The organism is Flavobacterium sp. AC267 (genome assembly GCF_979258715.1).
Window position 1 is genome coordinate 3160603 of record NZ_OZ409875.1, and the last position, 21710, is coordinate 3182312.

A 21710-nucleotide genomic window follows, 5' to 3' on the forward strand; every position below is an offset into this window, starting at 1 on the left:
TTTGTAAATCTTTGCGGACTTTTCGGTTAAATGCTTAAATTAAAGGTTACAATTTCAATGTACCTTCAATTCCGTCATCCATTGTTTTACCAGTAACATATGCGGCCGTCATTTTGGCAATTGCTACCATTTTTCCGTTTTTGTTATTCCAGTAATATCCGTCTTCCGGAACTACTTTAATGACACTTAAATTTGGATCATCTTCGCCGCCCGGCATCCAGACTTTTACAATTGGATCGTATAATTCTTTAATCGTTTCTCTATCATACTCAATAGTTGCTGTTCCGTGAAGCGTTAAAAACTTATCATGAGGTTCAGCAAAAAATAATTCTACTGTCGGATTTAAAGAAATCTCAGCATTGTGACTGCTGTTTCTGTCTGATAAAAACCAAAGCTGTCCTAAATCATCAATTTTCTGAACCGACATTGGTCGTGACTGCAGTCTGTATTCATTGTACGTACAAAACATGCAAGTTTTAATATTCTCTGCAAGATCTTTTATTTTATCTACTGCAAATTCATCTGTAAGGTCTTTATGATCGCCCATAACGTTATATTTTTAAATTAGTATTGTCTTTTATTCTATAAGTAAAATTGGTTATTTTAAATCTTTTCAGCTTATATAATTCAACTTATAAATTATGAGATTTCAATTTGTATTTTTTGTAAGAATTTAGACTGATATTGACTGGGTTAGATAAAAATATTTTATATTTGGCTATTAAAATGACACTCGAAAACACATGAAGAACTATACTATATTTTATACTGATGACGACGAAGATGATTTAAGCATTTTTGCGGACGCAGTAGAATCAATACCACAAAAAATAACGCTTCAGACTTATTCTGGAGGAGAGAAATTACTAGACGCAATTTTTAATCCGCCTCCAACACCTTATGTTGTTTTTTTGGATTTAAATATGCCTGGAAAAAACGGTTTTGATGTGTTGGAAGAAATTAAAAAATCTGGGGATAAAAAAGATATTCCCGTAGTAATTTATTCAACTTCCAGCGAACCTGGAATTATTGAAAAATGCAGAAACCTAGGCGCTAATCGTTTCATTACAAAGCCTGTTCTAATGAAAGATATTATAAAATCAATAGAACACGCCTTGCAGATTGACTGGCATCAATTTGTACCAAATAAATCTAATTTTGTTTATAAATATTAATTTATTCCGATAAGTCAGGAATATAAATATTGAATTCAGAACCTTTATTTTGCTCGCTGGAAACCGTAATAATTCCTTTATGGTTTTCAACGATCTTTTTTACTATTGCCAGTCCAATTCCGGTTCCTCTATATTCGCTTTCGGTATTTAAACGCTGGAAAACTTCAAAAATTTTGTCTTTGTACGCAAGATCAAAACCAATTCCGTTATCCGAAACTTTGATATGATGGTACATTCTATCTTTAAATTCAGCATCTGGCAGTGAACTTCCTTTTACTAATTCTGATGTAATTTCTACTATTGGCGGCACATCTTTTCGTGAAAATTTTAAGCCATTTTCGATCAAATTATGCAGTAATTGTCTAAATTGAAACTGAATAAGGGTTGCTTCTCCCAAATTATGATATTCAATTACAGCCTGTTTTTCCTCAATTCGATCCGAAAAATCGCTTATTACTTCCTCTGTAATTTCGTCAATATTCACTACTGTAAAAACGCGGTCAGCAGAATTGGCTCTGGAATACGCTAATAAATCTTGAATTAAATTTTGCATTCTTTTCGCAGAAATTTCAATTCTGGTTAAATAGGTGCGGGCGCTTTCAGAAATATTCTGCTCATCCAAGTCAGAAAGTCTGCTGGCAAAAGTCTGTATTTTTCGCGGCCGGTTCCTGAAGGTCATGGCTCGAAATATAAGCAAATGACTGGAGTTCAATATTCATATTTACCAAATCTCTGTTGGTCAATTCCAGCTGTGTTGTACGATCGATAATCTGCTCTTCTAATTGATTGGTAAAGTTTTTTTGATCTTCAATATCAGTACTGCTTCCAACCCACATTTGGATATTATTTTTTTCGTCTAATTGCGCAATCGCCCGACTTAGTCGCCATCTGTATTCGCCGTCATAACGTTTAAAACGGTGAACAAATAAAAAGTCGTTTCCTGTTTTTACAGAATGCATCCAGAGTTTTACATTTTCCTCGCGATCATCAGGATGAACAATTTGCGACCAGCCATTTTTTTCAATTTCCTCTTTAGACAAGCCAGAGAATTTAAAAACAGTTTCATTAAAATAATTTAAATTCCCCAGCGTATCGCTAGTCCAGATAAGCTGAGGCATAGAGTCGGCAAGAAGCCTGAATTTGGCTTCATTCTTCATCAATATCTGCTGAATATTTTTTTCATCTGTAATGTCCATTATAGTTCCTATCATTTTTACAGGATCCTTATTTTCATCAAAAAATATTCTGCCGTGTACTTTTATCCAGCTTATAGTATTGTCTAGTTTTTGAATACGCGCCTCGTATTTGTAAATGCTTGTCTCTAATGCTTTTTCAAAAGCCTCTACCAGAATAGGCTCATCTTCAGGAAGAACTCTTCCTCTAAGATCTTGATGAGAAATTTTTTGATCTTTTTCAAAACCAAAAAGATCCAGAATATTATCGCTGTAAATTATTTTTTTATTTTGAAGATTCAAGTCCCAAGTCGCAATTTCTCCAATCTCTGCGGCTAATCGTGCTCTTTCTTCGGCAGTTTCTACTTTTTTTCGGGCTTTAACTTTAGAAGTTACATCATTAACGGTAACCATAACGCCAGAAGCCTGCCCATTTTTTTCATAGAGCGCCGTATATTCATAATCAAGATAGAATTTTTTCAGTTTTCCTTTAATGTCGACGTAAGCAATTGCTTCATTTTCCTGTATGGTCTTTCCGTTCGAAACCACTTCATTCAATAATTCGGGATATTTTTGATTTTCTAATTCAGGAAAAACTTCCAATAAAGGTTTTCCAATGGTATCTTTCTCTTCTTTCTGCCAGATTGTTTTGGTCATAGTGGTATTAGCCATTTCGATAATATGGTTTTTGCCTCTAAAAATTGCCATTGCAATCGGAGATTCCATTACGATATTTCGAAATGCTTTTTCACTTTCAGTCAGTAAGTACCTTGCTTTTACTTCTTCTGTAACTTCATAAGCCACAATGATGACACCAGTAATAACATTACTTTCTTCTTTTAAAGGATAAAAAACAAGATTAAAATAGCCTAATTCCTCTTTATTGTAACGATTTAATTTGACAGGAAGTTCATCTGTATAATAAGGAACGCCTGTTTCAAAAACGTTTTTCAATAAAGGCAATATGGTTTCTTTTGCTTCAGGAACCGATTCAAAAATGGGTTTCTCTAAAACATCTTCTTCATTTTTATCAATGATATGCAGATAGGTGCTGTTGGCCATTTCGACAATCAAATCTGGACCTTTTAAAATACCAATTCCGAGCAGAAGTTGTTTTACGATGTTTCTAAATCGCTTTTCACTTTCTTCAACGGCAGTGCGCGAAAGTACCTGAAGCGTCACATCATTGGCGACAGCCAGAATACCAGAGATTGTTCCGTCAGATTCTTTTAAAGCTTCGTAAGTAACATTTATGAAATTGGTTACAGGTTTGCCTTTTCGGTTTAATTTTACAGGAAGTTCATTTGCGGTAAATGTCTCGCCAGTGGTGTAAACATTTTTTACAATTTCCTCTAAACCTTGATTGGCTACTTCTGGCAGTGCGGCGAAAACAGGTTTATGCAAAATTTGTTCTTCTGTTCGTTCCCAAATTTCGAGCATGAATTTATTGGCAATTTCTATAATATATTCTGGACCTCTAAAAATACACATCGCATTTGGAGCCTGAAGAATATTATTAAGATACCGTTTATTGCTTTCTTCCAGCTTTTTATGAATATTTATTTTATCCGTAGTTTCGTTGCAAATTACCAGAACTCCCGCTATTTTTCCATCATCGCCGCTTACGGGACTGTAACTAAATGTCCAGTAAACATCTTCCATTTGACCATTTCTGTAAATAGGCGACAACTGGTCTTCGTGCCAGGTAGCTTCTCCAGTTGTAAGTACTTGATCGATTAAAGGTTTGATGAAATCCCAAATCTCCGGCCAGAATTCAGCACCTTTTTCGCCAAGAATTGCAGGATGTTTGCCATCGTTGCCAAGACTTGGACGATAAGCGTCATTATAAAAACAAATATGATCAGGTCCCCAAAACAAAAACATTGGGAATTTTGAGTTTAGTAAAATGCCTAAAGTCGTACGAAGACTTTGAGACCAAGATTCTACTGGGCCAACTGCAGTTTTACTCCAATCCTTGGCACGGGTAAGTTCTCCCATTTTGCCTCCATTGCCCAAAAAATCATAATTAGTAGTAATCATTAATGTGTTATTTATTATCTGATAATAAACGATTGTTTATTAATTATTTAAATGTAGTGATTCTAGCTTTAATCTAAGCTTTGCTAAAATTAATAAAAAATAAAATTTCATTGAAAGTGTATTTTTGAATGAGGTAAGATAAAAATCATTTGAGTTAATTTTATCTCTTATCAATACGGAAATTTGATAAACAGATTAAAACAAAAAGACATGAAACGAGAAGATTCAAAACACGAAATCGACTATATAAAAAGATATCAGGAAGATGGCTACACGACGAATTATTTATTCGAAAACGACAGTCTTATAAATTCTGAAACAAAAACAGTCTACAAACCAGAAGATATTTTTATTGTGGCGCATCATCGTTATGAAGGGATGAGCGATCCAGATGATATGTCGATCTTATATGTAATAGAAACAAAAGATAATGGGAAAGGAACTCATTTATTAGGATACGGACCAACAGCAGATCTAGAAGAAGCGGAATTTTTTAAAGATATTCCAAAAGCTAACTATTCTAAAAACTCTGATGTTAATGAACTGAATTAAGAATAAAAATAGATTGGTATTTTTATTTTGCTGATGAGCAGTTGTTTCAAATTTATTTGGAGCAATGCTTTTTTTTTTTTTTTGAGGTTCAGAGGTTCAAAGGTTCAGAGAGGCAAAGATGCAGAGGTTCAGAGGTTCAAAGGCACAAAGGCACAGAGGCACAGAGGCACAGAGGCACAGAGGTTCATAGGTTCATAGGTTCATAGGTTTAGAGAGGCAAAGGGGCAAAGGTTCAAGGTGTAAGGAGTAGAGCAACTCAAACGTTTACAGCGTAAAAAACCTTTGCCCCTTTGTACCTCTGAACCTTTGCCCCTAATGTACAGAGGTGCCGAGCTAGAAAGGTTCAAAGAGTCAAAGGACTAAAGATAGCTCAAACGTTTAAGCGTAAAAAACCTTTGCACCTATGTACCTCTGAACCTTTGCCCCTCAATAAAATAATAATTATGAAATATCTCACGAAAATTGTATAAAGGTTTGACTGACAATATAAACGAAATTTGAATTAAGAAATTAAGTTTAAAACCAAAGTTAGTTTGTAACGACTAACACCTTTAATAAACCAAACCATACAATGAAAAAACTTTACATAAATACTGGAGGCTTTGATGCTGTTTTTAATAACCTTAAAGATAGTTTTGGCGGTGACTTATTAGTTACAGCTAATGAATACAAATTAACATTCAAATCAAGATGGGCAACTGGAAGCATTTCAGGAGTTCGTTTTGAAAAAGAAATGACCTATTTAAATTTTGATTTAACATTTAATCAAGACGTTAATTTAAGTATAGAATCAAATCCATTTTCGCCGGTATTTTTTGTGTATTGTGAAAAAGGAAACGTTGTACATAGTTTTGGTGCAAATGGAGAAATCAAATCTTTAAAAAAAGCGACAGTCTGGTATTATGAGTAATTCCTCATCTATCAACAGTGTTTTATACTTTCAAAGTCATCAGCATATTCAATTTTCATTAATTGGAATGCCTACGATTGTAGAGAGCAAAGAGGCAGGGTTGGATTATGCATCTCAAGTGAGAAAAATATTTACCCATGATTCTGGGAATTACATTTATATAGGTGCCGAAAATCAAAAAATAGGAGAGAAGTTTCAAGAACTTAAAACAATTCCGCAAAGAGGGAACAGTTCGTTATTTGTTGATGAAAAGTATTTTACGTGAAGTTTTAGAACTGGAGATAGCGCAAGATAGTTATAATTATTTAAGCACATTTGATCCTATTGTAAATTTTGCATCTAAGCAAATTGGCGAGATCAAAAAACTTTCACATGTAAAATTAACTACCATTATGGCTCCGGCATTATTTTTTAAACGAATGGTACAATCAAAAGCCTTAAAAGAAAAATACCATATAGAATTAGAACCATTCAATCAAAAATTAGCTAGCTAGTAAGCATACCATATTCTTCATTTTCAAAAAAACAGCTTTATCGAGCTGTTTTTTTATTTCTAAGATTTATCTTTTTCGTAATAAATAATAAAATAAACCATGATAAGGTTTAAGATAAATGAAACACTATTCGTGATAATAATGGGTAAATCGTTTTTCAAAATGCCGTAAACAATCCACACCGCAATTCCGAAAGTAAGTATAGCAAACATTTTAAGCGAAATTTCTTTTACTTTTTTAGTTTTCCAAACTTTCAAAATCTGCGGAATAGTGGAAATTGTTATGCATCCTCCTGCAAAAAGTCCTATGATGTCTATGTAGTTCATTTTTTTTAAGGTTCTAAGGTTCTGAGATGCTGAGGTTCTGAGGTTTTTTTGTTGAGTTGTCGCAAAGTCGCAAAGTTTTTATTGCCACAGATTGTAATGATTAAATTGATTTTTTTTTATTTTTTGTCATCCTGAGGAACGAAGGATCACACAAGAAACTCTACAAAGATTGGCGATTTTCTTTGAAGAATATTGAATGTGATCCTTCGTTCCTCAGGATGACAAACATTGCGCTTCATTAATACTTTTAAAAAAAACTTTGCTCCCGAAGCCTCGGGACTGCGACTTTGCCGAGATTAATTTTATTTTGTGACATAGTTTGACTTTTTGCCTAAATGCGCAAAGTTTTTTGTTTTTTTAAGGCACAAAGTATATGGACTAAAATGATTTTCCCTTATTTTGTCATCCTGAGGAACGAAGGATCACACAAGAAACTCTACAAAGATTGGCGATTCTCTTTGAAGAATATTGAATGTGATCCTTCGTTCCTAAGGATGACAAACATTGCGCTTAATTAATGCTTTTAATAAAAATTTTGCTCCCGAAGCCTCGGGACTGCGACTTTGCGAGATTAAAACAATTCAGTAAAAAAAAAAATATCCAAAATCTCCAAAATCTGCGAGAAACAAAAAACCTTTGCAACTCTGGGAGATTAAAAAAAATCAATATTATGCCCCAACCAATTCTCCACCATTAATATGGATAAACTGGCCAGTAATATAACTGCTGTCTTCGGATGCCAGAAAAACATAAGCAGGCGCAACTTCAGAGGGCTGTCCGGCTCTCTCCATCGGATTATCTTTTCCAAAATCAGATAATTTATCAAAACTTGCTACAATAAGCGGTGTCCAAATCGGACCAGGCGCTACACCATTCACGCGTATTTTCCTCTGCGCCAGCATACCCGACAGCGATCTTGTAAAACTCACAATTGCGCCTTTTGTACTGGCATAATCGGCCAAATGCTCGCTGCACGAAAAGCAGTTACAGAAGTTGTATTAATGATTGTATCACCTTCTTTTAAATAATCAAGTGCTGCTTTGGTAATATAAAAATAAGGGTAAATATTGGTTTCAAAAGTTTTGTGAAGCTGAGCAGACAGTAATTTTTTCCAGTTCTTTTTGAGGAAACTGTACCGCAAAGATTGTTTACTATAATATTAATATCCTTAAATGTAGTATAGCATTTTTTGATTGGTACCTTGCAAAACTTTTCATCTTTCAAGTCACCACTTATTAAAAGGCATTCTCGTCCTTCTTTTTCTACCATTTCTTTCGTTTCACGCGCATCCTTATCTTCTTTTAAATATACAATGGCAATATTAGCGCCTTCTCGAGCAAAATGCACCGCAACACTTCTTCCAATACCGCTGTCGCCGCCAGTGATAAAAGCAGTTTTGCCTAATAATTTACCGCTTCCTACATAATTATCTCTAATAATTTCCGGCTCAGGTTTCATCATGTGTTCATTACCAGGAAGATTTTGTTTTTGCTCAGGGAATGTTTTTGTTTTTTTCATGATTATTTTCTGTTTAGTACGTTTTATGGATTTTAAAGTTACCCTATAACCCTAAGAACAGTTGCTTTAAAAGGTATTTTAATTGCCTCAATAAAACTAAAACCAATGTTATTGTATGAAAATACGGTAAATTGTTAATGAAATTCAAATAACAAGAAAATTCTAATGACTTAATAATCATAGTAAAACTCACAAAATATAACCAAAGGTGGGAATTTTGTAACGAATTTCGATTTAGATAAAAAAGCTTCTCCTAATTTTTTTTATACATTTGAGAATTTACATATTGTTTTTAATAGATACTTATGTAAATCAGCAAAAAAATAAGAAAATTTTTAAATTCATTTTAAATTCAGGAATTTTGATTCACAACCAATTTAGCTTCAACACGGCATGGTATTAATTGTAGACGATATAAGGGCCAATATCATTGCCTTGAAAAAAACATTAGAGCCGCATAACATCGAAGTCGATAGTGCCGAATCTGGAGAAGAAGCGTTAAAGAAAATTCTAAAAACAGATTATTGTCTGATTATTATGGATGTTCAAATGCCGGGACTTGACGGCTTTGAAGTAGTTAAAATCCTTTCTGGAAACAAACGTACAAAAGACATTCCCGTTATATTTCTTTCGGCACTTAATACCGAAAAAAAGTATATTTTTAAAGGCTATGAAACTGGTGCAGTGGAGTATATCACCAAACCAGTCGATTCTGATTTGCTGATTTTAAAAGTAAAAACCTTCATAAAAATATACGAGCAACAACACGAACTTAAAGCGATTAAAGATCTGCTTTCTAAAGAAATCAAAATCAGGAAAGAAGCACAGGATAATCTTGAAATTAAAATTGCGGAAAGAACGAAAGAACTGGTTCAGAAAAATGAAGAACTCGAACTTCGAAATCACGAATTACAGCAGTTTTCCTGGGTAGTTTCGCATGATTTGAATGAGCCAATACGGAAGATTCAGATTTTTATTAAAATTATAAAAGACCTTTACTTAAAAACCGATGACAAAGCAATCGACTATGTCAATCGAACGATAAAATCGGCAGAAAGAATGCAGACCTTGATTACCGATCTTTTAGCGTATTCAAGACTTTCGGCACAAGTAAAACCAGAAAAAACAGATTTGAATGAGGTGCTTCAGGAAGTACTTTCGGATTTTGATTATCTGATAGAAAATAAAAATGCTGAAATCAAAACCAATGAACTTCCAACAGTAGACAGTATTCCAAGTCAGATGCGTCAGGTTTTTCAAAATCTAATTGGAAACGCATTGAAATTTTCAGGAAGCGAACAAAAACCGCTGATCGAAATTACTTCTGAAATTATCGCAGATAAATCATTTGAAAGTCCAACTTCGCCGGAAGGCAGTTTTTGCAGAATTACGGTAAAAGACAACGGAATTGGCTTTGATGAAATCTATTTAGATAGAATTTTTATTATCTTTCAAAGCTTAAACGACCGTATGACCTACGAAGGAACTGGAATCGGATTGGCAATTGCCAAAAAGATTATTGAAAAACATAACGGCTTAATTACCGCTAAAAGTAAACAAGGCGAAGGTGCAAGTTTTATAATTGTACTTCCGTTAACCCATAAATAACCAATAAACAAAATAGTACAGAATTTATATGGACAGTAATTTTAAAAGAAATTTACTAATCAGTTCGTCAATTTCCCTGCTGATTTTAATGATTAGTTCGACTGCATCTTTTTTAAGTATAAAAAGTCTTCTCGACAGCAATGCCTGGGTCAATCATACGCAGGATGTTATTTATAATTTAAATACTGCTTCATCTATTATCACAGATGCTCAAACGAGTATGCGGGGGTATTTAATTAGTGGTAATAAAGAGTATTTAGAAGAACATTACAACGCAGAAAAAGAAGTTAATACTTATTTTGAAAAACTGGATGAATTAACTGTTGATAATCCTGCACAGCAAAAAAGACTAAATGAGTTAAAACCGCTTCGTGCTAATTTTTTCAAATATCTTCATAATCAAGTTGTGAAAAAACAGCTTGGAGGCGCGAATGTTACCTTTGATCTTCAAGAAGGTAAGAAGATGATGGACGAACTTCGAAGCAAATTTAAAAGTATCGAAAAAAGCGAACAAGTTCTATTAAAAGAGCGTGTCGCAAATTCGGAACGATATGGGAACTACAGTTTTGTCTTAATTATTGTTGCTTTTGTAATTGCAATGATTATTACAGTTATATTTTTTGCAAGAATTCTAAAAGATCATAATGAAAGAGCGCTTTTACAAAAAGAATTAGAGCGCAAAGATGTTGAAACTGCCGAGAGATTAGAAGTAATCAGCGGAATTGCAACACAAATTTCTGCTGGAAATTATGATGTTCAGATTGATGATAAAAAATCGGATACTTTAGGCGCATTGGGTGCTTCTATTCATAATATGAAAGATTCGTTAAAAGATTCTTTCGAGTTATTATCACAAAAAGAATGGCTCCAAACCGGTATTGCTTCTTTAAATGATAAAATGCTGGGTGAAAAAACGATTCAGAAATTATCAAAAGATGTAATAGAATTTTTATGCCAATATACCAATAGCGACGCTGGGGTATTATATGTTATTGATGGAGAAGAATTGACTGTTTCTGGTGGTTACAGCTATATTCCAAGTAAAAATAGAGAAAGAATCAAAAAAGGCGAAGGCTTGATTGGTCAGGCCATAACTTCTGGGAAAATGTTGGAATTAAAAACATTATCTCCAGATGATATTCAGATAAATTATGCTTTAGGGCAAATTAAACCAACGCATATTGTTGCGGTTCCATTACTTGATTTTAAAGTAGAAGGAGCTGTAGAATTAGCCAGCATTTACGGATTTTCTCTACTACAGCTGGAATTTTTGAACATGGTTTCCAATAATATCGGAATTGCCTTAAAAGCAACTCAGAACCGTAAAAGAGTGATGGAACTCTTGGAAGAAACCAAATCACAGTCTGAAGAACTTCAAATTCAACATAGCGAACTAGAAGCTATAAACGCAGAATTAGAAGCACAAACTGAAAAATTACAAGCTTCGGAAGAAGAACTTCGCGTACAGCAGGAAGAATTGGAACAAACCAATGAAGAGCTGTCCGAAAGAAGTGTTTTATTGGAAGAAAAAAATACAGAAATTCAGAAAAAATCAGAAGCTTTAGAATTAACTACACGTTATAAATCGGAGTTTTTGGCTAATATGTCACACGAATTAAGAACGCCTTTAAATTCGATTTTACTATTGAGCCGTTTGTTGTCTGAAAATAACAACAAAACAATGATCAATGAAGAAATTGAATTTGCGAAAGTAATCCAAAGTTCTGGAAACAGCTTATTAGGATTAATCGACGAAATTCTTGATTTATCTAAGATTGAAGCTGGTAAAATGGATTTAGAATTCTTGGATGTTTCGACTAAAGAAATTACAGACAACCTTCATAATTTATTTTATCTTGTTGCTAAAGAAAAAGGAATCAATTTCGAAATTATAACTAAAGACGCACCAATTGTCATTAAAACAGACAAAATGCGTTTAGAGCAGATTCTGAAAAATTTAATTTCAAATGCGATTAAATTTACTGAAAAAGGAACCGTTAGTATTGAAATTAAAGTGAATACAGATGACGATAAAGTTATTTGTTTCATTGTAAAAGATACCGGAATCGGAATTCCGTTAGACAAACAGCCGTTGATTTTTGAAGCTTTCCAGCAAGCCGATGGTTCAACTAAACGTAAGTACGGCGGAACAGGTTTAGGATTGTCAATCAGTCGAGAATTAGCTAAATTATTGCGAGGAGAAATTACGCCGCATAGTAAAGTAAACGAAGGAAGTACTTTTACGTTATGTCTTCCAGTATTAGGTTTTGCGATCAATAAAATTTCTGTAAATAAAATTTCAGAAGCAGAAATAGTTGAAGAAGAAGCAGAAGAAAAAGAGGTAAAACCAAAATATATCAGCGAAGTTATTCCTGCAGAAATCGAAGACGACCGTGATTCAATTGTCGAAGGAGATAAAGTAATACTGATTGTAGAAGACGATATTAATTTTGCAAAATCATTATTGGCTTTTACGCAGAAAAAAGGATACAAAGGAGTTGTTGCGGTAAGAGGAGATTACGCTTTAAATTTTGCTTTAATCTACAGACCAGTCGGAATTTTACTTGACATCGAGTTGCCAATTAAGAGCGGTTGGGAAGTATTAGAAGAATTGAAAAACCATTCTCATACCAAACATATTTCCGTTCATATTATGTCTTCGCATAAATTGAAACAAGAAAGTTTGTTAAAAGGGGCGGTAGATTTCTTAGACAAACCCGTTGCTTTTGATAGAATTCCAGAGGTTTTTATGCGTATTGAACATATCATCAATAAAGAATCTCAAAAGGTTTTAATTATAGAGGATAATGCGCAGCACGCAAAAGCATTGGCTTATTTCTTAGAAACTTACAATATCAATTCGGAAATAAAAAGCGATGTATCTGAAGGATTAACGGTTTTAAATGATAAAGATGTAGACTGTGTAATTCTAGATATGGGAATTCCAGATAAACAGGCTTACCAAATTCTAGACGGCGTTAAGAAAAGCCCGGGATTAGAGAACCTGCCTGTAATTGTATTTACAGGAAAAAGCTTGTCGATAAAAGAAGAATTAAAAATTAGAAAATATGCCGATTCCATTATCGTAAAAACGGCACATTCTTACCAAAGAATGCTGGATGAAGTTTCACTTTTTCTTCACTTAGTAGAAGAAAAGAAACAAGGAGACAGCAAAAAAGAAAGCCACAAAAAACTGAATTCATTAAACAATATTCTATTCGAGAAAAAAGTATTAATTGTTGATGACGATGTTCGTAATATTTATTCGCTTTCTAAAGCTTTAGAAGCATTTAAAATGACGGTTATTACGGCTTTTGACGGAAAAGAAGCGATCAAGATTTTAGATGAAAACCCAGATACAGATGTTGTATTGTTAGATATGATGATGCCAAATATGGATGGTTACGAAACAGCAGAAAAAGATCAGAAGTAATCCTAAATTTCTTAACTTAGCAGTAATTGCTGTAACAGCCAAAGCAATGACGGGTGACAGAGAAAAATGTATCAAGGCAGGAGCTTCGGATTACATTACAAAACCTGTCGATGTAGATCAGTTGTTATCGTTATTGCGAGTTTGGTTATATGATAAAATCTAATCTTTAAAAATACTGTAAATGGAGAAGAAAAAAGTATTGATTGTAGATGACGATTCTAGAAATATTTTTGCTTTAGTAAATACTTTAAAAGCAAAATCCTTTGAGTGTTTATCTTGTTTAAGTGCTGAAGAAGCTTTAAAAATTTTAGCAAATGACAGTTCAATAGACGCTGTTTTAATGGATATGATGATGCCCGAAATGGACGGTTATGAGGCAATTCCGCTTATAAAAGCAATTCCGTCACAAGAAGCTACTTTTGTAGTTGCCGTAACCGCGCAGGCGATGGCAGGAGATAGAGAAAAATGTATAGAGGCTGGGGCAGATGCCTATATCTCAAAACCCGTAGATGTTGATAAATTATTACAGATCTTGGGTGAAATTTAAATGAATTATGATTGAAGATATTGAATTAGAAACTCTTATAAATGAAGTTTACGAATATTACGGTTTTGATTTTGGAAGCTATTCCAGAGCCTCACTTAAAAGACGTGTAAATAGAGTTTTTTATTTAGATGGATTTAAGCATTTTCACGAGTTTTTATCAAAAGTCAGAAGAGATCCCGAATACTGTAAAAGAATGATCGATGAAATAACGGTCAATGTTACAGAAATGTTTCGCGATCCGTCATTTTATTTGACACTTCGAAAAGAAATTCTGCCTTTATTAGGAACAAAACCATTTATCCGAATTTGGCATGCAGGATGTTCTACAGGCGAAGAAGTCTATTCGATGGCTATAATGCTGCAAGAAGCAGGTTTATTGCATAAATCGATATTGTATGCAACAGATATTAATACAACGGTTTTAGAAACGGCAAAAAGCGGTATTTTTCCACTTAGAATGATAAAAGATTATGCAGATAATTATAGAGATTCTGGCGGACAAGAAGACTTTTCAGATTATTACATAGCCAATTACGGTTTTGCAAAGTTTAATGAAAGCCTTTCTGAAAAAGATGGTTTTTTCGCGAAGACAATTTGGTTTCAGACACTTCTTTTAATGAGTTTGACCTTATTTTGTGCCGTAATGTTTTGATTTATTTTGATAATAATCTGCAAAAAAGAGTTATAAATCTTTTTGATGACAGTCTCGCAACCTTAGGTTTTCTGGCGCTTGGAACAAAAGAAACAATCAAATATTCTATCTCTCCATCGAAATACAAACAGTTTGAAAAAGAGAAAATATGGAGAAAAATAAAATAATAGAAAATTGTAAAGTACTCATAATTGGAGGTTCAGCTGGAAGTTTGCAGGTATTATTACATATTTTGCCTTTCGTAGAAAATTCAATTTCTTTTGCTATTGTCATTATCGTTCACAGAAAAAATTCGGACGGACAAACGCTGGAAGATTTAATTAATTTAAGATCAGGAGTAAAAGTTAAAATAGTTGAAGATAAGATAAAACTGCAAAAGGGTTTCATTTATATAGCACCTTCGAATTACCATTTACTATTTGAAAAAGACGAAACACTTTCCTTAGATACTTCAGAAAAAATAAATTACAGCAGACCAAGTATTGATGTTTCTTTCGAATCTGCGACCGAAATATACGGCCCGCATCTAATCGGAATATTACTTTCTGGTTCTAATTCTGATGGAACTGTTGGGCTAAAAGCGATTCAGGTCGCGGGTGGAAAAACGGTGGTTCAAAATCCGCTTTCAGCAGAAATGTCTTTCATGCCAAATAATGCGATTTTACACACCAATCCCGATTTTGTTTTGAATACGGAAGAAATACTTGAATTTATAACTAAGATAAATAAAGAAGTCTGCTGAGTAATTTCATTCACGGCGATTTTTAAAAATCCTCAAAAGATTTTAAAAATAAACGATATGTCGTCCCTCCGGGACTTTATTTATAATTAGATAAATTATGCTATAAATATTTCGCTTCTCTGAAGCTTTTCGGTTAATAGCGATCTAGAATTATTCTCAAAGAACAAAATAAGAAATAATTAGATGAATTATATATAATATACCTTCTCTAAAGCTTTTCGATTTTGAAATAGTAATCTATAATTATTCTCAAAGAACCAAATATTTGTAGAGATAATTAGATGAATTATATATAATATACCTTCTCTAAAGCTTTTCGGTTTTGAAATAGCGATCTATAATTATTCTCAAAGAACCAAATATTTGTAGAGATAATTAGATAAATTATATATAATATAATTTATCTAAAACTTTTTATTTATATGGATTAGAACGTTATTCCGAAAAGGAAGAAGTATTTGTATTAATAATTACTAAAATCATCCAATTAAGGTTAGTCCCTTAGGGACGAAATATTTATAGAAATATTTTGTAAAATCAGCAATAGCTCCAGCGGAGCGAAATTTGATATTTAATTCGAAATGCCTTTCTTTAACTATTCCGAAAATAAAATAATTTATTTTTTTTCATCTTCTGGCAATATAACTTTATTCATTTCGGCATCTTTTTCAGCTCTTCTTTGTGCGACTTTTCCTTTTCCAATTGGAATTCCTGCTGTTAAGTATAAAGAACGGTTGTAGACATTGGGACCATCACCTTTCATAACAGGAACCAATCCGTAATAGTATTGAACGGTAACATTTAATCCGTTGCCAACATTCATATGATAGCCCGTTCCTAAAGCGATTCCTGCATCTATAACCCGAATCTGATCTCTGATTTTTTTCTTATATGTAACATCGTTATCATTAATCTTGTTTGTAAATTCATCAAAAGCAGAAGCCAGTAATCCTAATTGAGGTCCAGCTTTGACATATATTCTATTTTTAAATTGGTGTTTAATTAAAATAGGAACATTAAAGTAACGGATTTCCCGATTTACACTTCCGCCTTCAAAAGTATTATCCAAGTTTACATCCTCTAAAGAATAAACAGGAATATGCCGTGCGCCCATTGGCGATTTAACGATTACTCCCGTATTAATCATCCACGCGGGATTTTGTCTGGATCTAATATCAAAATAAAACCCAAGATTAAACCCAGGATTAGTTCCTGAACTATTAAGATCAGATATATCCGAAAGATTAATACCGCCTTCGAGACCAAATTCTAAAAAAGGAGAATTAAGTTTGTCTCCAAAAATTAAGGAGATTAAAACCTGAGAACGTACAGAAGCCATGCTCAATAGCATAATAAGTAATAATAAACCCTTTTTCATAGTACCAGATTAAAGTCCAAAACGATATTGAAGACCACCCAAAAATTGTGTACGGCTTCCTAAAAAACCAGCTTCAAACCTAAACATTATATGTTTATTGTATTGATATTGAGTTCCCATAATAAAGTTCCACATATCTTTTGGAGCTTTCTGAAGAGAGTATTGCACTGATGAAGATTCCGCTGTACTCAAAGCTCCGTCTAAAGTTGTTAGGAAAGTTCCAGCTCGTTCCAGCGCACGGTTTGCAGTATCATGTTTGGCCGTATTTACGGGATTTGCCTGTTGTGCAGGAGTTAACCCATTCCACCAATTATCGACACTTGTTTGGTTTTCAGAAACTTTTGTCAGTCCATCATCCACTTTTGTCTGTGCATTAGTTAGATCAAATATATCTGATAAAGGAATATTTCCATTGGTATCTCCTGAAATATGAACTCTGAAACCTCCAACCCAAAAAGCAATGTTTTCATCTTTTTTATGAAATTTAAACGTTTTTCCCAAACGAGGGCCAAAGACATACGAAAAGGCAGGTTTGTCCAGCGAACTAATATCGGTCCAGGCCATATTCATATCTAATGCCAGCCAGCCCCCGCCAATTCCAATTGTGGGAGTCATTCCAAATCCAAAAGTAGTGGCATTAAAATTCGCTTTGGTGCTGAATGAAGCTACCTGAGACCAATTATTGTCAGCATCTGGAACCCAAATACCCGCATTAATTTTCGTTGCAGTATTTGCTTTACCAAAAATACCATAGATATTTAAAAATGGAAGCGACCAAATATCTGGTCTGATAGTTAAGGCACCAGCTTCTACAGAAGATTTATCAAAACGAACAATTTCATCTAAATTATAAAGCGGACCATTATTAAATCCCACTTCCAAGTCATTTATATTTATTTGAGAATCCTGCCAAAAATAATTTATAGACAATCCGGCAGAATAGGGAAGATTATAGCCTTTTTGGGCAACTTTTTCTCCCCAGATGGGCAGGGCATAAGGATAATCTTCGATTTTTAAACTGTCTTTAAGTACTTGATTTTTTTCTCCTACGATTTTGTCGCTGTAAACCTGAGCGAAAAAAGGAACACTAAATAATAAGAAAAAGGCTGATATTAGTTTTTTACATTTCATTGATTAGAGTGTTGAATTGATTAAATAAAACTGCTTGAAATAATGATGTACTAATGTATTCTGAGGGAATTTCGGCTTATCTTTTGACTTACTGGAGTATAGAATATATGTTTATTAGTGTTAAAGTTAACTAAAAATTCTTTTGATGAGAATTATTTTTAAATAAAAGTAATTTATAATCAGTGATTTATAATATTTTTTCTAACGAAAGGAATAATGTACTATTTTTGCAGTCATGAAATGGATAGCAATACTAATGTCAATTTACTTGATGGCACTTTCAAATATGCCCTGCGCAGATATGGAAGTGAATAGTGCTATGCATAAAACAGCTCAATTTTCATCAGAAGAAAACCATTCTCATGATAAAGACAACGATTTATGTTCTCCATTTTGTGCCTGCAATTGCTTGCGGAGCACAGGTTTTAAGTTACCAATCTGCTGTAAGTTTTGATTTTCCTGTAGCTTACAATCTCATTTTAAAATCTTTACCAAGTTATAATTCTGTTTTTACTTCGAATTTCTACGGAAGTATTTGGCGACCCCTCAAATAGCATAATGATGCTCGGTTAATTCCGAGTTAGAGAGTTGTGGACTTTCCACAAATTTATCAGACAAATTCTTGTCTCATTTTTCATGGATCAATTCGAAAACGAAGAGAAAAATTACCACGGAGCACGCAAAGTTTTGTACTATTTTAATTGAAGTAAAAAACAAAGTTCACAAAGTTTTGCGGACTTAAATTTTGCAAACTCTACTCAAATCGTAGTGAACTCTGCGGTAAAAAATAGTTAGGACATACTATTTTATTTCTCCACAACATTTAGAGACGATCCTTTTTCACGTCATTATAGTATTCAAATGTTAGATAAAATCATTCAGTTTAGTATACGAAACAAATTCGTTATACTATTATTTACCCTCGTTTTAATAGCGTGGGGAAGTTATTCGCTTAAAAATCTGTCGCTTGATGCCTTGCCCGACGTAACTAATAATCAGGTACAGATTATTACTACGGCGCCTACTTTGGCAAGTCAGGAAGTTGAGCAATTAATTACCTATCCGCTGGAAAGAGCTGTAAAAACAGTTCCAGAAATTATAGAACTGCGCAGTATTTCCCGTTTCGGATTGTCTGTTGTAACCGTTGTTTTTGAAGACGATGTAGATATTTACTGGGCTCGCGAACAGATTTTCCAGCGTTTAAAACAAGCCGAAGAAAACATTCCTGATTATGTAGATTCACCAGAATTAGCGCCCATTACAACAGGTTTGGGAGAAATCTACCAATATGATGTTTACGCTAAAAAAGGTTACGAAAATAAATACAGCGCAGTCGAATTAAGGACCATTCAGGACTGGATTATTATTCCGCGACTACAGGGAATTAGAGGCGTTGCAGACGTAAGTACCTGGGGCGGAAAACTAAAACAATATGAAATTGCTGTAAACCCCAATATGCTTAATAGTCTGGGTGTTACAATAACTGAAATTTTTGATGCTTTAGAAAAAAACAATCAAAATACAGGCGGCGCTTATATAGAGAAAGATCAATATACCTATTTTATCCGCGGAGTCGGAATGGCAAAAGGCGTAAAAGATCTTGAAAATGTAGTTGTTAAAAATCGTAACGGTTCACCGGTCTTAGTGCGCAATGTGGCTCAGGTTCGCGAAGGTGTTGCTTTACGTTATGGCGCTTCGACAAAAGACGGAAAAGGCGAAATCGTTTCTGGTTTGGTATTGATGCTAAAAGGTGAAAATTCCAGTGCAGTTGTAAACAGGATTCACGAGAAAATGGCTCAGATTAACAAAAGTCTGCCCGAAGGAGTTCTTGCAGAAGCCTTTATTGACAGAGGAAAACTAGTTGATAATTCCATAAAAACAGTCGCGAAAAATTTATTAGAAGGCGCTTTAATCGTAATTTTTGTATTGATTTTGTTTCTAGGAAATCTTCGTGCGGGATTAATTGTGGCTTCGGTTATTCCATTAGCGATGTTATTTGCTGTTATTTTAATGAATGCCTTTGGCGTAAGCGGGAATTTAATGAGCTTAGGCGCCATAGATTTCGGAATTATAGTGGACGGCGCGGTAATTATTGTAGAAGCCACGATGCATCATCTTCAGAAATTCAAAAATAAAAAAGAACTGACTCAGGATGAAATGGATGAAGAGGTTTACAATTCAGCTTCTAAAATACGAAATAGCGCCGCCTTTGGAGAAATCATCATTTTAATTGTCTATCTGCCAATTCTTGCTTTGATAGGGACAGAAGGCAAAATGTTTAAACCAATGGCGATGACGGTTAGTTTTGCGATTATTGGGGCTTTTATTCTTTCTCTAACCTATATTCCGATGATGAGTGCTTTATTTCTTTCTAAAAAGACAGAACATGCACCCAATTTTAGTGACCGAATGATTGCCTGGCTGGAGAATCGTTATATGCCATTTTTAAATAAAGCACTAAAATTTAAAAAGGTTGTCCTTTCGACCGCCATCGGATTATTTGTTTTTGCTTTTGTGATTTTCCAAAATATGGGAGGCGAATTTATTCCCACAATCGAAGAAGGAGATTTAGCCATTAATGCCACCATTATGACTGGAAGTTCGCTGACGCAAATGGTAGAAACGACTACGAAATACGAACAGCTTCTAAAAGCTAAATTCCCTGAAATCAAAACCATTGTTACCAAAATTGGAAGCGGTGAAATTCCAACCGATCCAATGCCCATTGAAAGCGGGGATTTGATTATTGTTTTAAAAGACAAAAAGGATTGGAAAGGAAAATACCATAATTGGGAAGAATTGGCCAATGCGATGAAAGAGGAAATGGAAATAATTCCCGGCGCAAATATCGAAATTTCACAGCCTATTCAGATGCGTTTTAACGAATTAATGACAGGAAGCCGATCTGATATTGCGATTAAAATTTTTGGAGACGATTTGGAGATTCTAGACGCTAAAGCGACAGAATTAATTTCGAAGATAAAAGGCGTCGAGGGAATTGGAGATCTAAAAGCAGATAAAGTAACGGGTCTTCCTCAAATTACCGTAAAGTACGATTACGATAAAATTGCATTGTACGGACTCAATATTTCGGATATAAACCAGATCATCCGTTCTTCATTTGCGGGAGAAAGTGCTGGAAAAATATATGATGAAAGCAAAAGGTTTGATGTCGTGGTACGAATGGACGAGAACAATCGTGCCGATATTACAGATGTCAGCAATTTGTTTATTCCGCTTCCAAACGGACAGCAGGTACCGCTTTCTCAGGTCGCTTCGGTAGAATACGAGCAAGGTCCAGTGCAGGTCATCCGCGAAGACGGAAAAAGAAGAATTACTGTCGGATTAAATGTTCGCGGGAGAGACATCAAAAGTGTTGTTGAAGAAATTCAGGCAAAACTCGATAAAAGCTTTAAACTTCCTGCAGGCTATTATGTCACATACGGAGGACAATTTGAGAATTTAATTGAGGCATCTAAAAGACTTTCGGTTGCATTACCAATTGCTTTGGGGCTCATTTTAGTGCTTTTGTATTTTACTTTTAAAAGCGTCAAACAAGCTTTATTGATTTTTACGGCAATTCCGTTATCTGCAATTGGAGGCGTTTTTGCGCTTTCGCTGAGAGGAATGCCGTTTAGTATTTCTGCCGGAATTGGTTTTATAGCCTTGTTCGGAATTGCAGTTTTAAACGGAATTGTATTGATTTCCTATTTCAATCAATTGAAAACAGAAGGGGTTTTAGATCCGCCGCAAAGAATTCTTATCGGAACCAAAACCAGATTACGCCCAGTTTTAATGACAGCGACCGTAGCTTCTTTAGGATTTTTACCAATGGCATTATCTACAAGCGGTGGGGCAGAAGTACAAAAACCTTTGGCAACTGTCGTAATTGGCGGTCTTTTCTCAGCAACTTTATTGACCTTAATTGTTTTACCGATTTTGTACTTAATGCTGGAGAGATTTAACCGCAAAGATTTTAACCGCAAAGAACGCTAAGTTTTACGCAAAGAACACAAAGAAAAATTTAATAAA

General features: G+C 34.2%; 21 protein-coding genes and 1 pseudogene. 15 read left to right on the forward strand and 7 right to left on the reverse strand.

What is annotated here, in order from left to right:
- Window positions 1–46: 46 nt before the first annotated feature.
- Window positions 47–547, reverse strand: coding sequence for a pyridoxamine 5'-phosphate oxidase family protein (locus ACZZ95_RS16535; protein ID WP_463469845.1), 501 nt, complete (start codon window positions 545–547; stop codon window positions 47–49).
- A 196-nt stretch (window positions 548–743) separates the two neighbouring features.
- Here ACZZ95_RS16535 and ACZZ95_RS16540 point away from each other — a divergent pair, with 196 nt between their 5' ends.
- On the forward strand, window positions 744–1175 hold the full coding sequence (locus ACZZ95_RS16540) for a response regulator (RefSeq protein ID WP_095951524.1): 432 nt from the start codon (window positions 744–746) through the stop codon (window positions 1173–1175).
- Between the two features lies 1 nt (window position 1176).
- On the opposite strand, the gene ACZZ95_RS16545 is transcribed toward ACZZ95_RS16540, so the two are convergent.
- Together ACZZ95_RS16545 and ACZZ95_RS16550 are read right to left on the reverse strand one after the other, a co-directional pair.
- Complete coding sequence (locus ACZZ95_RS16545; protein WP_463469846.1) at window positions 1177–1728, reverse strand: sensor histidine kinase; 552 nt, start codon at window positions 1726–1728, stop codon at window positions 1177–1179.
- A gap of 70 nt (window positions 1729–1798) precedes the next feature.
- Window positions 1799–4387, reverse strand: coding sequence for a PAS domain S-box protein (locus tag ACZZ95_RS16550; RefSeq protein WP_463469847.1), 2589 nt, complete (start codon window positions 4385–4387; stop codon window positions 1799–1801).
- A 210-nt stretch (window positions 4388–4597) separates the two neighbouring features.
- Between ACZZ95_RS16550 and ACZZ95_RS16555 the strand changes: the two genes are divergently transcribed.
- The 4 genes from ACZZ95_RS16555 (at window position 4598) to ACZZ95_RS16570 (ending at window position 6343) form a co-directional block, all read left to right on the forward strand.
- On the forward strand, window positions 4598–4939 hold the full coding sequence (locus ACZZ95_RS16555) for a hypothetical protein (RefSeq protein ID WP_095951522.1): 342 nt from the start codon (window positions 4598–4600) through the stop codon (window positions 4937–4939).
- A 571-nt stretch (window positions 4940–5510) separates the two neighbouring features.
- On the forward strand, window positions 5511–5849 hold the full coding sequence (locus tag ACZZ95_RS16560; RefSeq protein WP_463469848.1) for a hypothetical protein: 339 nt from the start codon (window positions 5511–5513) through the stop codon (window positions 5847–5849).
- A complete protein-coding gene (locus ACZZ95_RS16565; RefSeq protein WP_463469849.1) occupies window positions 5842–6114 on the forward strand; it encodes a hypothetical protein in 273 nt (90 codons plus the stop codon). Before ACZZ95_RS16560 ends, ACZZ95_RS16565 begins: the two co-directional genes overlap by 8 nt.
- Window positions 6095–6343, forward strand: a complete 249-nt coding sequence (locus tag ACZZ95_RS16570) for a hypothetical protein (RefSeq protein ID WP_463469850.1) — start codon at window positions 6095–6097, stop codon at window positions 6341–6343. The genes ACZZ95_RS16565 and ACZZ95_RS16570 overlap by 20 nt, the downstream gene beginning before the upstream one ends.
- Before the next feature lie 59 nt (window positions 6344–6402).
- Here ACZZ95_RS16570 and ACZZ95_RS16575 read toward each other — a convergent pair whose 3' ends face one another.
- Complete coding sequence (locus ACZZ95_RS16575; RefSeq protein ID WP_095951520.1) at window positions 6403–6669, reverse strand: SemiSWEET family sugar transporter; 267 nt, start codon at window positions 6667–6669, stop codon at window positions 6403–6405.
- Between the two features lie 668 nt (window positions 6670–7337).
- Window positions 7338–8187 (reverse strand): annotated as a pseudogene (locus ACZZ95_RS16580) (SDR family oxidoreductase).
- Between the two features lie 393 nt (window positions 8188–8580).
- On the opposite strand from ACZZ95_RS16580, the gene ACZZ95_RS16585 reads away from it, so the two are divergent.
- The 7 genes from ACZZ95_RS16585 to ACZZ95_RS16615 are packed head-to-tail and all read left to right on the forward strand — an operon-like array spanning window position 8581 to window position 15169.
- Window positions 8581–9795 carry a hybrid sensor histidine kinase/response regulator gene (locus tag ACZZ95_RS16585; RefSeq protein ID WP_463469851.1) on the forward strand — a complete coding sequence of 405 codons (1215 nt, stop codon included), beginning with the start codon at window positions 8581–8583 and terminating at the stop codon, window positions 9793–9795.
- Window positions 9796–9823: 28 nt separating this feature from the next.
- On the forward strand, window positions 9824–13228 hold the full coding sequence (locus ACZZ95_RS16590; RefSeq protein WP_463469852.1) for a response regulator: 3405 nt from the start codon (window positions 9824–9826) through the stop codon (window positions 13226–13228).
- A complete protein-coding gene (locus ACZZ95_RS16595) occupies window positions 13194–13391 on the forward strand; it encodes a response regulator (protein ID WP_463469853.1) in 198 nt (65 codons plus the stop codon). The genes ACZZ95_RS16590 and ACZZ95_RS16595 overlap by 35 nt, the downstream gene beginning before the upstream one ends.
- A gap of 18 nt (window positions 13392–13409) precedes the next feature.
- Window positions 13410–13775, forward strand: a complete 366-nt coding sequence (locus tag ACZZ95_RS16600; RefSeq protein WP_095951516.1) for a response regulator — start codon at window positions 13410–13412, stop codon at window positions 13773–13775.
- Window positions 13776–13782: 7 nt separating this feature from the next.
- Window positions 13783–14427: a CheR family methyltransferase gene (locus ACZZ95_RS16605; protein WP_463469854.1), complete on the forward strand. Its 645-nt coding sequence runs from the start codon at window positions 13783–13785 to the stop codon at window positions 14425–14427.
- The gene (locus ACZZ95_RS16610; protein WP_463469855.1) at window positions 14409–14594 is read left to right on the forward strand and encodes a CheR family methyltransferase; all 186 of its coding nucleotides are present in this window, start codon (window positions 14409–14411) and stop codon (window positions 14592–14594) included. The genes ACZZ95_RS16605 and ACZZ95_RS16610 overlap by 19 nt, the downstream gene beginning before the upstream one ends.
- Window positions 14576–15169: a chemotaxis protein CheB gene (locus ACZZ95_RS16615; RefSeq protein ID WP_463469856.1), complete on the forward strand. Its 594-nt coding sequence runs from the start codon at window positions 14576–14578 to the stop codon at window positions 15167–15169. Before ACZZ95_RS16610 ends, ACZZ95_RS16615 begins: the two co-directional genes overlap by 19 nt.
- Before the next feature lie 616 nt (window positions 15170–15785).
- On the opposite strand, the gene ACZZ95_RS16620 is transcribed toward ACZZ95_RS16615, so the two are convergent.
- Both ACZZ95_RS16620 and ACZZ95_RS16625 read right to left on the reverse strand, forming a co-directional pair.
- Window positions 15786–16547 (reverse strand): porin family protein, encoded by a 762-nt coding sequence (locus tag ACZZ95_RS16620; RefSeq protein WP_463469857.1) that lies wholly within the window; start codon window positions 16545–16547, stop codon window positions 15786–15788.
- Between the two features lie 9 nt (window positions 16548–16556).
- Entirely contained in the window at window positions 16557–17678 is a 1122-nt protein-coding gene (locus ACZZ95_RS16625) for a hypothetical protein (protein WP_463469858.1), read from the reverse strand.
- Between the two features lie 256 nt (window positions 17679–17934).
- On the opposite strand from ACZZ95_RS16625, the gene ACZZ95_RS16630 reads away from it, so the two are divergent.
- The 3 genes from ACZZ95_RS16630 (at window position 17935) to ACZZ95_RS16640 (ending at window position 21674) form a co-directional block, all read left to right on the forward strand.
- Window positions 17935–18132 carry a DUF6660 family protein gene (locus tag ACZZ95_RS16630; RefSeq protein ID WP_463469859.1) on the forward strand — a complete coding sequence of 66 codons (198 nt, stop codon included), beginning with the start codon at window positions 17935–17937 and terminating at the stop codon, window positions 18130–18132.
- Complete coding sequence (locus ACZZ95_RS16635; RefSeq protein ID WP_463471803.1) at window positions 18041–18232, forward strand: hypothetical protein; 192 nt, start codon at window positions 18041–18043, stop codon at window positions 18230–18232. Before ACZZ95_RS16630 ends, ACZZ95_RS16635 begins: the two co-directional genes overlap by 92 nt.
- 307 nt (window positions 18233–18539) lie before the next feature.
- On the forward strand, window positions 18540–21674 hold the full coding sequence (locus ACZZ95_RS16640) for an efflux RND transporter permease subunit (RefSeq protein WP_463469860.1): 3135 nt from the start codon (window positions 18540–18542) through the stop codon (window positions 21672–21674).
- Window positions 21675–21710: the final 36 nt, after the last annotated feature.